Source organism: Pyxidicoccus caerfyrddinensis (assembly GCF_010894405.1).
GTDB lineage: Bacteria > Myxococcota > Myxococcia > Myxococcales > Myxococcaceae > Myxococcus > Myxococcus caerfyrddinensis.
On record NZ_JAAIYA010000012.1, the window covers coordinates 381,555 to 392,231 of the forward strand.

The 10,677-nt window shown below is 71.0% G+C and carries 10 protein-coding genes and 4 tRNA genes; 10 read left to right on the plus strand and 4 right to left on the minus strand.

Annotated features, from left to right (window positions below; all coding sequences use genetic code 11):
- Positions 1 to 4 precede the first annotated feature (4 nt).
- The 4 genes from hrpB to G4D86_RS29160 form a co-directional block, all read right to left on the minus strand.
- Complete coding sequence (gene hrpB / locus G4D86_RS29145) at positions 5 to 2,569, minus strand: ATP-dependent helicase HrpB (protein ID WP_163997323.1); 2,565 nt, start codon at positions 2,567 to 2,569, stop codon at positions 5 to 7.
- 43 nt (positions 2,570 to 2,612) lie between these two features.
- Positions 2,613 to 3,905 (minus strand): hypothetical protein, encoded by a 1,293-nt coding sequence (locus tag G4D86_RS29150; RefSeq protein ID WP_163997324.1) that lies wholly within the window; start codon positions 3,903 to 3,905, stop codon positions 2,613 to 2,615.
- Between the two features lie 41 nt (positions 3,906 to 3,946).
- A complete protein-coding gene (locus tag G4D86_RS29155; RefSeq protein WP_163997325.1) occupies positions 3,947 to 4,642 on the minus strand; it encodes an HAD family hydrolase in 696 nt (231 codons plus the stop codon).
- Positions 4,643 to 4,706: 64 nt separating this feature from the next.
- A complete protein-coding gene (locus tag G4D86_RS29160) occupies positions 4,707 to 5,294 on the minus strand; it encodes a HEAT repeat domain-containing protein (RefSeq protein WP_240360529.1) in 588 nt (195 codons plus the stop codon).
- Between the two features lie 147 nt (positions 5,295 to 5,441).
- Between G4D86_RS29160 and G4D86_RS29165 the strand changes: the two genes are divergently transcribed.
- The 10 genes from G4D86_RS29165 to G4D86_RS29210 all read left to right on the plus strand — a co-directional run.
- A complete protein-coding gene (locus tag G4D86_RS29165; RefSeq protein WP_163997327.1) occupies positions 5,442 to 5,834 on the plus strand; it encodes a DsrE family protein in 393 nt (130 codons plus the stop codon).
- A 250-nt stretch (positions 5,835 to 6,084) separates the two neighbouring features.
- The gene (gene cglB / locus G4D86_RS29170) at positions 6,085 to 7,356 is read left to right on the plus strand and encodes an adventurous gliding motility lipoprotein CglB (RefSeq protein ID WP_163997328.1); all 1,272 of its coding nucleotides are present in this window, start codon (positions 6,085 to 6,087) and stop codon (positions 7,354 to 7,356) included.
- 78 nt (positions 7,357 to 7,434) lie between these two features.
- Positions 7,435 to 8,433 carry an ATP-grasp domain-containing protein gene (locus G4D86_RS29175; protein WP_163997329.1) on the plus strand — a complete coding sequence of 333 codons (999 nt, stop codon included), beginning with the start codon at positions 7,435 to 7,437 and terminating at the stop codon, positions 8,431 to 8,433.
- A 65-nt stretch (positions 8,434 to 8,498) separates the two neighbouring features.
- The gene (locus G4D86_RS29180) at positions 8,499 to 8,948 is read left to right on the plus strand and encodes a hypothetical protein (RefSeq protein WP_163997330.1); all 450 of its coding nucleotides are present in this window, start codon (positions 8,499 to 8,501) and stop codon (positions 8,946 to 8,948) included.
- Positions 8,949 to 9,863, plus strand: a complete 915-nt coding sequence (gene rlmB, locus G4D86_RS29185; protein ID WP_275899156.1) for a 23S rRNA (guanosine(2251)-2'-O)-methyltransferase RlmB — start codon at positions 8,949 to 8,951, stop codon at positions 9,861 to 9,863.
- A gap of 130 nt (positions 9,864 to 9,993) precedes the next feature.
- Positions 9,994 to 10,066 (plus strand) — tRNA-Thr (locus G4D86_RS29190).
- Between the two features lie 82 nt (positions 10,067 to 10,148).
- Positions 10,149 to 10,231: transfer RNA gene (locus G4D86_RS29195), tRNA-Tyr, on the plus strand.
- A gap of 9 nt (positions 10,232 to 10,240) precedes the next feature.
- A tRNA-Gly gene (locus G4D86_RS29200) sits at positions 10,241 to 10,316 on the plus strand.
- Between the two features lie 26 nt (positions 10,317 to 10,342).
- Positions 10,343 to 10,418, plus strand: a tRNA-Thr gene (locus G4D86_RS29205).
- A 17-nt stretch (positions 10,419 to 10,435) separates the two neighbouring features.
- Positions 10,436 to 10,677, plus strand: a 242-nt coding sequence (locus tag G4D86_RS29210) for a GTP-binding protein (RefSeq protein ID WP_240360530.1), incomplete at its 3' end; no start/stop codon positions are given.

Sequence of the window (10,677 nt, forward strand, 5' to 3'; positions counted from 1 at the left end):
CCCGTCAGCGCCGAGGCGGTTTCGGCGCGGGCGGCTGGGCGTGGCGCGGGTCCTCGGGCCACGAGTGCCGCGGGTACTTGCGGCACAGCTCCTTGCGGATGGCCGGGTAGTGCCGCTCCCAGAAGCCGGCCAGGTCCGTCGTCACCTGCACCGCGCGCATGTTGGGTGCCAGCAGGTGCAGCACGAGCGGGACGCGGCCCGCGCAGACGTTGGGCCCCTGGGCCATGCCGAAGAAGTCCTGCAGGCGTGACTCCACCCACGGCGGCTTGCCCGGCTCGTAGTGCACCTTGACGCCGCGTCCGCCCGGCAGCGTCACGCGCTCCGGAGCATGGGTGGCCAGCAGTCGCTGCTGCTCGGACGTGAGCCGCGCATAGAGCGCGTCGAGGAGTGACACGCCCTCCAGGTCCTTGAAGCTGCGCGCGTCGGAGCACAGCGAGGCCAGCGCGTCGCGCAGGAAGGCGTCGTCCACGGCGGGGAACTTCGCCTCGGGGAAGGCCTGGGCGAGCAGGGCCACGCGCGTGCGCCACTGCTCCAGGGCCTCCGGGTCCGCGAACTTGCCCGGGCCCGCGGCGAGTGCCGCCTCGACGAGCACACGCGCGGCTGCCTCGGAAGGAGGGGCGGGGGTGCGCGTCTCCTCCAGCACGAGGTTGCCGTAGGACAGGCGCGTGAGGCGCTCCACGCGGCGCGCCTCGGCGTTCCACTGGAGGGTGTCCACCTCTTCCAGCGCGTCCGGGTAGAGGTCCAGGAGCCACTCGGGCTCCACGGCGCTGGCGATGCGGACCATGGCGCCGCGCCCTGGTCGCTCCTCGGCGTCCACGGCCACCATGAGGTCGGCGTCCTGCACCACGCTCATCTCGGAGAGGGAGACGGTGCCGCCGCCGAACAGGAGCAGCTCGGGCGCGCGAGGGCGGCGACGGCGGGCCACGCGGTCCGGATAGCCGGCGAGCACGCTGAGCATCAGCGCCTGCTCCACGTCCTCGGGGCGTTGGGGGCGCGCACCCTGGCCCCGCACCGCGCGCCGGAGCTGCTTCTGCACGCGGTCCACGGACTGCACCGCGCCGGCCTCCAGCGAGAGCGAGTGCAGGCGCCCGGAGGCGAAGCTCGCGCGCTCGGCCTCGCGGAAGCGCTCGAGCAGCTCCAGCAGGTCGGACGGGCCGCTGACGACGGCGGAGCCACGGCTGCCACTGCCGAGGTTGGCGCGGGCCTCGCGGCGGATGTCGCGCTCGCCCATGAGGGCCGCGAGCGTGGCGGCTTCGTTGCCCACGCCCCGGCGCTCGCCCTCGACGATGACGCGGGCCTGGCGCGGGTGGACGGGGAAGCGCAGGAGCCGCTGGCCCACGTCCGTGACGAGTCCCTTCGCATCCACCGCGCCCAGCCTGCGCAGGAGCGTCTCCGCTGCTTCGAGCGACGCGGCGGGAGGTGCTTCGAAGAAGGGGAAGGCGGCCAGGTCCGTCACGCCGGAGGCGCGCAGGGAGAGCACCGTCTCCGCCAGGTCCATGCGGCGGATTTCGGGAGCCTCCTGCTCGGGGCGGCCGTCGAAGTCGTGCTGGGTGTAGAGGCGCAGGCACTGTCCGGCGCGCGTACGGCCGGCGCGGCCCGCGCGTTGAATCGCGGAGGCGCGGCTGACCTTGGACAGCTTGAGCTGCGGCAGGCCGGACCAGGGCGAGTGACTGGCCACGCGCGCCAGCCCGGTGTCGATGACCACGGCCACGCCGTCGATGGTGACGGAGGTCTCCGCCACGTTGGTGGAGAGGATGATCTTCCTGCGCGGGCTGCGGCGCACGGCGCGGTCCTGCTCGGCGGGGGAGAGGTCTCCGTGGAGGGGGAGCACGTCGGCACCATGGCGCTCGGCGAACTCGGCGCAGACGTCGCGCGCGCGGCGGATTTCTCCGGCGCCCGGGAGGAAGACGAGCACGTCGCCGTCGAGGCCGTTGGCGAACACGCGCTTGATGCCGGAGAGCACCTGCTGGTCGAGGTACCGCTCATCGGGCGCGGGGAGGTACTCGATGCTCACGTCGAAGCGGCGGCCCTCGGAGCGCAGGGAGGGACAACCTCCGAGGTACTGACGGATGGGCTCGGCCTCCAGGGTCGCGGACATGACGACGACCTTGAGGTCGGGGCGCGCGGTCTCCTGGAGCCGGCGCAGCAGGGCGAGCGAGATGTCCGCGGACAGGTGTCGCTCGTGGAACTCGTCGAGCACGACGATGCCCACGTCCTTCAGCTTCGGGTCGGACAGCAGGCGGCGTCCGAGCACGCCCTCGGTGACGAAGGACAGGCGCGTCTTCGCGCTGCGCACGTCCTCGAAGCGGACCTGGTAGCCGACGGTGTCTCCGACGCGCTCGCCAATCTCCTCGGAGACGCGCTGGGCGGCGAGCCGGGTGGGGAGGCGGCGTGGCTGGAGGACGACAATCTCCTTGCCCTGTCCGAGCCCCGCCTCCAGCAGCGCGCGGGGCACGCGCGTCGTCTTGCCCGCGCCGGGAGGCGCCTCCAGCACGAGCGAGCGCGAGCCCCGCAGCGTGGAGACGATTTCCGGCAGGAGGGGATCGATGGGAAGGGCGACGTCCGCCATGGCCGGGGTCCTCTAACGGCGCGGTCCGGGGACCGCTCAGAGCTCAGGGTGTATCGGATCCGGAGGCATCCGGAGTGGGCGCCCCCTTCTTCTTCCGCACGCGGGGCGCCTGGGCCTCCGTGCTCGCCTGGGGAGTTGGCTCTCCCTCGGACGGAGCGGGAGCGGCCTCCGCCTTCTTGCGGCCCTTCCGGGCACCACGAGGCTCGGCCTGGGGCTCGCTGCCGGACTCGGCGGAAGCCTCCGACGACTGCGAGGAAGATCCGCTGTCCTCCGAACCCGGGGCAGGGGATTCACGGGAGGGTGAGGTGTCGGCCCGAGAGCCTGGTACGGGGGCTTCTCCCGCGTGCGCCGCGTCCTGCGCTCCGCCAATCGCGGGGACCGCGACCTCCGCATCGTCCGCGCTGCTCCCAGCAGCCGCGGCCGTGCCGGCCTGATCCGCCTCCAGCTCCGCTGCGTTCTCCCGCGCATCCCCGGTCTGCGCGTGCGCCCCCGCAACCGGGGCAGCGGCGCCCACCGCGCCATCATCACCGCCCGCATCCAGTGCGGCGACCTCGGCCAGCTCCGCCTCGGTGGGTTCCATCGAGTCCACGGGCTCGTCACCGAAGCCGGCCATGGCTTCATCGGCCGTCGGTCCCAGCCCGCGTCCGGCGCGGCGCTTGGGCTTGAGGCTCAAGCCCGCGGCTTCGTAGACGCTGGGGACGGGCACCATCGCGGCCTCGGAGAGCAGCCGCGCCTGGCGCAGGGCCACGTCGAGCTTGCGGCCCAGGGACACCAGCTCCTCGCGCAGGACGGTCTCCACCTCGGGCGAGAGCGGAGCGGGCTCATGGCTGGAGCGCCACGCGGCGTGGGCGGCGGCCACCTGCTCCATCACCGGCCGCACGAGGGCGAAGTCCTCGCGGCCAAAGATGCGCGTCACGTACGAGCTCTTGGTGCGCCGCTCGTACGACGTGGCGTACTCCATGATGGCGTCGCGAGGCGCGCGGCGAAGCTGGGGGAACTTCACGTGCGGGAAGAGCGCCTCGATGACGGGCGCACGGCTGCTCGCGGTGAAGGTGATGCCGGCGTGGAGCTTCTCCAGCGCGTCCACCCACAGGCCCAGCTGGTGGAACGCGTACTCCTCGCGGGCCTCCTCCAGCTCGGGCAGGTCCTTCACGCGGTCCAGCACGCCGGCGGAGGGCGCGCGCGACGTGCGCACCAGCTCCAGGGCATCTGCCAGCCAGCGCTTCTCGGCCTCCAGACCGGGCCTCCCGGCGATCATCTCCCCCGCGGTGGCGAGCCGGGCCTCGAAGGCCTCGGCGAAGCGGATGAGCTCATACGACTCGAGCGTGGACGACATTCAGCGGGCTCCTCGGAAGGGCGGCGGGAGATAGCACGGCTTCAGCGTCCGCCGAGCAGCACGGTCATGGCTTCGCGGTGCGTGAAGTCCGGGTAGGCGACGTTGGCGCCGGCTTCCAGCAGGGCCTCCGCCGTGTAGGTACCGGTGCCCACGCCGATGCACTCCGCGCCGATGCCCCGGGCCGCGTGCACGTCCTTGGGCGTGTCGCCGATGACGACCACGCGGCAGTCCTCCACGGGGGCGCCGAGCAGCGCCGCACCGGCCTTCGCGCCGCAGCGGATGAGCTCCACGCGGTCCTCGGCGTCGCAGCCGAAGCCGCCGAAGGCGAACTGGTCATAGATGCCCACGCGCTCCAGCTTCACGCGAGCGCCCTCGCGCACGTTGCCGGTGCCCAGGCCCACCGCGAAGCCCGTGCGCGAGCGGGCCTCCCTCACGGCCTCCCGCATGCCCGGGAAGACGCGGTAGCGCTCGTCATCCACCCTCCGCACCTCCTCGGTGAGGTGGGCGAGATAGGCGGCGATGACCGCGTCGATGGCCTCGGTCGAGTCCGCCGCGCCGATGATGTTCAGCGCCTTGCGGACGATGGCCCGGTCCGTCATGCCCGACATGCTGAACGAGTCGCATGCATCGCGGCGCCCGTGGAGCTGCTCGAAGGCGAAGTCCATGGAGCGGCGCCCGGCGCCTCCGGTGGTGACGAGGGTTCCATCGATGTCGAAGAGCAGGACGGTAGGCCGCATGGCCTCCCATCTAACGGAAGCTCCGGGCCGACGCGAGCCCCGAGTCAGGCCTCGCACGCTCCACTCAGGGCTCGACGAGGGTGAGGCCGCGCTGGAGCGCCTCACGGACGAGGGGCTGCTCCTCCAGGGGCAGCCGGTCCTCCAGCGCCTGCCGCACCTGCTGCCCGCCCAGCCGTCCGAGCGTCACGGCGACGGCCTCGCGCACGCGGTCCTCGCGGTCCTGCAGTCGGTTGAGGAGGGGAGGAATCGCGTCCAGGCCCAGACACCGGCCCAGGGCCACCGCCGCACTGGCGCGTACGTCCGCCGGCGCGCGCGCATCCTCCAGCACCTCGCGAATGGAGCCCGCGCCACCTGCCGGGTCCACGACGGCCAGTGACGTCAGGGCCAGCGCACGTCGAGCGATGGGCGTCGCGCGGTCCACGGCGAGCGCGGTGAGCACGGGCACGGCGTCGGGCCCCAGCCGGCGCCAGGCCTCCTCCCGTGCTCCTTCCTGCGACGCATCCAGCAGCGCGAGCACCCGGGCTCGCAGCTCATTGGAGGGAAGGGCGTCCGTGCCAGGAGCGGAGGGCGGCTCCACGGTGGCGCGCGTGTTCATCCGGGCCATGACACCGGAGCCGGCCAGCAGCAGCGCCGCACCGAGCACGCCCGGCATCCAGCGTCGACGGAGGCGTGGAGGAACAGCGCCAGAACGAGAGGGCAGGGATGTCGTCATGGGATGGGGGCTCCCCGGACAGGGTGACTTCCCGGGTTATATGCCGAATGCCCCTCCGGACTCGAACCGCACTAAGGTCGCACCGTCATGGCCGGACGCGTCTTCTTCTTCCTCCAGCACGCCACGTATGAGCCGGCGTTCCAGGCCGCCTCCATGGGCATCACCGCCGCGGCGATGGGCGACGAGGTGTACGTCGTCTTCGCCTTCGATGCGCTGCGACAGCTCGTTGGTGGGAGCTTCGGGCACGCCCAGGGCGCGCGGGAGCAGGAGGAACTCGCCCGGGCGGAAGGCCTCGGCGTGCCTCAACCCGCGCGCATGCTGGAGGAGGCGCGGGCCCTGGGCGCGAAGCTCGTTGCCTGCGACACCACGGTGCGCATCTGCGGCTTTGTCCCGGAAGCGCTGGAAGGCACGCTGGACGAGGTGATGGGACTTGCCTCGCTCTGGCGGCTCACGCAGGGCGCTCGCACCCTCGCGCTGTAGCCGGGGTGCATGCCCTCCAGGCGGACGTGCCTGTCATCCACTCGGCACGGGTGAGCACCTGCGCCCACCTCGTATCGGCTGCGGCTGTAACGTCGCAGTAGCATCCGAACGACCGGGCACCCGTCCGTCGTCGCTGTAGCGTCCGGCGGGAATGACTTGGTACGCTGCGGTAACGCCGTACCCCCCCTTGACGCCCCCGGCCGCGCGGAAGCTCCGCGACCCCATCAGCATCAGAAGGAACCCATCACCTATGCGCGCCAAGCTGACCCTCCTCAGCGCACTTGCCTTCGGCACCATCACGGGTGCCCTCGCCACGGCCTGTCAGACGTACGACTTCGAGCCGGTGGAGCCGCTCGCCATCGCGCAGACGACGGTCGAGGAGACCATCCAGGCTCGCAGCCGCAAGCCGAACATCATGATGCTGGTGGACATCTCCGGCTCGATGACGGACCCGGTGAACAAGGCGGATCCGGACTGCCAGGTCACGGTGGGTGACCAGCTCGAGACGTGCGGTGACTCGGTGCCCTGCAACACGGCCATCTGCCCCACGCGCTGGACGGAGCTGCAGGCCGCGGTGCCGCAGTTCCTCGCGAACAGCGGCAAGTTCGTCCGCTTCGGCCTGACGACCTACCCGGAGACCAACGGCTCCACCTCCAGCGCCGTTGCCTGCAACCCCTCCACGGTGAAGTCGGTCCTCAAGGACCTGCCGGCGGCCGAGGACGACGCGTCCCTGCTGACGCACGCCAACGACATCAACAGCCTCATCCAGGGCATCCCCAACGCGGGGGCGGGCCGGCCCTTCGGCGGCACGCCCACCAGCCGGAGCCTGCGCTTCGTGGGCGGCCTGGAGGGAATGCAGACCAAGGACCGCACGAACTTCGTCATCCTCCTCACGGACGGTCTGCCCAACTGCAACCCGGAAAACGTCAACGAGGGCTCCAACCCGACGGCGTGCAAGTGCACCCAGACGGGCGCGACGGCGTGCTCCGGCTCCTTCGCGCGGCTCGGCTGCCTGGACATGGACGCGTCGGTGACGGCGGTGCGGGAGCTGTCCGACAAGGACATCACCACCATCGTGATCGGCTTCGGCGCGGAGACGGCCGAGGGCAACGGCCCCGCGGTGCTGGACGCCATGGCCCGCGCCGGCGGCTTCGCCCGCACCTGCGAGGCGGGTCAGACGTCCTGCGGCCCCAATGATCCGTGCGACCCGGTGACGCGCCTGTGCCAGCGCAGCTTCTACCAGGCGGGCAACCAGGCGGAGCTGGCCCAGGCCCTGGAGGCCATCAGCAAGAAGGTCGTCAACCCGGAGCCCTGCCTCATCCCGATGGACCCGTCCCAGCTCCCGTCGGACCCCAAGCTCATCGTCGTCTACATCGACGGCGAGCGCTCCCTCACGGGCGACAACACCTGGTCGCTGGACACCCGCGGCGTGCTGTTCAATGGCGCGGCCTGCGAGCGCATCAAGGCGTCCAGCCCGGACTCGCCCATCAACATCGAGATCCGGGCAATCCGCCAGCGCTAGACTGGTGGCCTGAGGGGCGGCTTTACCCGGCGCGGGGCGAGGATTATAGGTCCGTCGCTCCCCGGTGGGGCCGCCCCCATGAAAGTCACCCTCCTCTCGCGCTCCGCCTCCATCCCGTCCACCCGACGCCTCGTCGAGGTGGGCCGCGCGCGGGGGCACCGGATGCGGGTGCTCAACCCGCTCCGCGTGCAGATGCACCTGGACGGGGGGAGCGCCACCCTCTACTACGACCGCAAGAAGCTGGCGCCCACGGACGTCGTCCTCCCGCGCATCGCCCAGTCCATCAGCACGTACGGGCTCGCGGTGGTGAACCAGTTCGGGCTGGCGCGCGTGCCGCTCGTCAACCACGCCCAGGCGATTGCCCAGTCGCGCAACAAGATGCGCTCGCTGCAGCTGCTGTCCGCGCACGGCATCGGCATCCCCGCCACGGTGATGGCGCGCGACGCGGCCCACCTCAAGGAGATGGTGGGCCTGGTCGGCGGTGTGCCGGTGCTGGTGAAGCTGCTCCAGGGGCAGGAGAAGCACGGCGTCATGGTGTGCGAGAGCCTCCAGTCGCTGGAGGCCGCCCTCGAGGCGGTGCTGGGCCTGGGGCACAACCTCGTCATGCAGGAGTACGTGAAGAGCTCCGGACAGGACGTGCGGGTGCTCGTGGTGGGCGGGCAGGCGGTGGCCGCGGTGCGCCGCAAGCCGCGCCCCGGGCGACTGGCGCACACCCTCAACAAGGGCGCGCGGCTGGAGGTCATTGAATTGTCCCCGAGCCAGCGCGCCACCGCGGAGAAGGCCACCCGCCTGGTGGGGCTGGAGGTGGCGGCGGTGGACATGCTCGACGTGCAGGGGCAGCCCAAGGTGTTCGAGGTGAACAGCTCGCCCGCGCTCCCGGAGATGGAGGCGGCCACCGGCATGGACCTGGCCGCCCTCATCATCGAACGTGCCGAAGCGCTGGTGGCCGGTGCGCCCCCGGTGTCTTTGCCGGACCTGTCACCGCCGGCCGTGTTGCCGGTACCCCCGGTACCGCCGACGACTGCTCCGCGGAAGGGGAATGGACGCGCGACGAAGGCGAGCGCGGGGGGCGGTTGAAGAGAAAGGCGGCCCCCGCCGTCGCAGGCCGTGATACGGAGCACCCGATTCCAGGAGACGACTTCATGCTGCGCATCCAACGCTTCACTTCCGTGGCCGCCGTGCTCGCGATGCTGGCCGGGTCGGCCCCGGCGCTCGCCGAGGACGTGGACCCCACCAGCCTCTATGAGGTGACCACCGAGGGCACCTCCACCCAGGTGAAGGCGGGGGAGAAGGGCGTCTTCGTGCTCTCCATCAAGACGAAGCAGGGCGCCCACGTGTCCGAGGAGGCCCCGCTGAAGCTGGAGGTGAAGGGCACCCAGCTGTCTCCGGCGAAGGAGAAGCTGGGACGCGAGGACTCGGTGGCGAAGAAGGCCGCGGGCCAGGAGTTCGCCGACCCGCGCTTCGAGGTCCCCTTCACGACCACCGCCGCCGGCAAGGGCAGCGTGGACGCGAAGCTCCTGTTCTTCATCTGCACCGAGAAGATCTGCGCCCGTCAGCAGAAGACGGTGTCCCTGCCCGTCGAGGTCCTCTAGGTGGCCACTCGAGAGCGTCCTCCCCGGGGCCGTGGCGGCGACGCGCGCGGCGGCAGCGAGCGCGGTGGCGGCGAGCGCACGGGCGCGCGCAGTGAGCGCGGTGGCGGCGAGCGCAGCGAGCGGGCAGGGGAGCGCGAGGATCGGCGTGGCAGTGCCGAGTCCCAGCAGCGCTTCGTCTACGGGGTGAATCCCGTCCTCGAGGCCCTGCGAGCGAAGCCGGACGAGGTGGAGCGCCTCTACCTGGTGGAGGGCCAGCTCGGCGCCCGCGCGGCGGGAGAGCTGCTCAGCCGGGCGCGCGACGCCGGCATCCGCGTGGAGAAGGTGACGCGCGAGCGCCTGGGCGCGCTGGCCGAGGGCGGCGTGCACCAGGGCGTGGTGGTGGAGCTGCGCGGCTACACGTACGCCGAGCTGGAGGACGTGCTCGAGGCGGCGAAGGCCGCCGGCAAGCCCCCGCTGGTGGTGGTGCTCGACGGCATCCAGGACCCGCACAACCTGGGCGCCATCATCCGCTCGGCGAACGCGCTCGGCGCGCACGGGGTGGTGATTGCCAAGGACCGCGCGGTGCAGGTGACGGGCACCGTGGCCAAGGCGTCGGCGGGAGCGGTGGAGCACACCCTCATCGCCCGCGTGGTGAATGTCTCCCGCGCCCTGGAAGAGCTGAAGGCGGCGGGCCTGTGGGTGGCGGCGGCGGACGTGGAGGCCACCGAGCCCATGTGGAGCGCCCGGCTGGACGGCCCCCTGGCCCTGGTCGTGGGGGCCGAGGGGACAGGCGTGCGGGAAGGCGTCCTGAAGCACTGCGACTTCCGCCTCAGGATTCCGATGACCGGTCAGGTCGGTTCACTGAATGCGTCCGTTTCGGCGGGCATTCTGCTATACGAGGTCGCCCGCCAGCGGGGGAGTGCCCCCGTTCGGTAGGCCGCCGCCCGGGATCAATGTCCTTGACTTGGGCGATGGGGACTTTTAAAAGGGCGCCCCTCTCAGGGCGGTGCCGGGTGGTCGACGGTTCCGCCGAAGTCGGGTTGGGCGTGGTAGCAGCCGGATGAGTGCCGGTGTAGCTCAGTCGGTAGAGCAACTGATTTGTAATCAGTAGGTCGCGGGTTCAAGTCCCGCCGCCGGCCAAGCAGGACGGGGCCGCGGATGAGGGCCCGGGACGCAGTTGGCAGTCGCAGCACGCTGTAGCAGTAGATGACATGGGAATATGGAGGGATACCCAAGCGGCCAAAGGGAGCAGACTGTAAATCTGCCGGTTCACGCCTTCGGTGGTTCGAATCCACCTCCCTCCACTCGGCAACGCGGGAATAGCTCAGTTGGTAGAGCGTCAGCCTTCCAAGCTGAATGTCGTGGGTTCGAGTCCCATTTCCCGCTCCAACCGTTGTAGTCCACAGCATCGCCAAGCCCTGATAGCTCAGTTGGCAGAGCGCGTCCTTGGTAAGGACGAGGTCACCAGTTCAATCCTGGTTCAGGGCTCCATTTTTTTGAGGAGTGTCATGGCCAAGGAGAAGTTCGAGCGTAACAAGCCCCACGTGAACATCGGCACGATCGGACACGTGGACCACGGCAAGACGTCGCTGACGGCCGCCATCACCAAGGTGCTGGCGAAGACGGGCGGCGCCACGTTCATGGCGTACGACCAGATCGACAAGGCGCCGGAGGAGCGTGAGCGCGGTATCACCATCTCCACCGCGCACGTGGAGTACCAGACGAAGAACCGGCACTACGCCCACGTCGA

Bases quoted from the DNA above. Each gene is read 5' to 3' on its own strand.
- hrpB (WP_163997323.1), bottom strand. From the start codon at position 2,569: ATGGCGGACGTCGCCCTTCCCATCGATCCCCTCCTGCCGGAAATCGTC.
- G4D86_RS29150 (WP_163997324.1), bottom strand. From the start codon at position 3,905: ATGTCGTCCACGCTCGAGTCGTATGAGCTCATCCGCTTCGCCGAGGCC.
- G4D86_RS29155 (WP_163997325.1), bottom strand. From the start codon at position 4,642: ATGCGGCCTACCGTCCTGCTCTTCGACATCGATGGAACCCTCGTCACC.
- G4D86_RS29160 (WP_240360529.1), bottom strand. From the start codon at position 5,294: ATGCCGGGCGTGCTCGGTGCGGCGCTGCTGCTGGCCGGCTCCGGTGTC.
- G4D86_RS29165 (WP_163997327.1), top strand. From the start codon at position 5,442: ATGGCCGGACGCGTCTTCTTCTTCCTCCAGCACGCCACGTATGAGCCG.
- cglB (WP_163997328.1), top strand. From the start codon at position 6,085: ATGCGCGCCAAGCTGACCCTCCTCAGCGCACTTGCCTTCGGCACCATC.
- G4D86_RS29175 (WP_163997329.1), top strand. From the start codon at position 7,435: ATGAAAGTCACCCTCCTCTCGCGCTCCGCCTCCATCCCGTCCACCCGA.
- G4D86_RS29180 (WP_163997330.1), top strand. From the start codon at position 8,499: ATGCTGCGCATCCAACGCTTCACTTCCGTGGCCGCCGTGCTCGCGATG.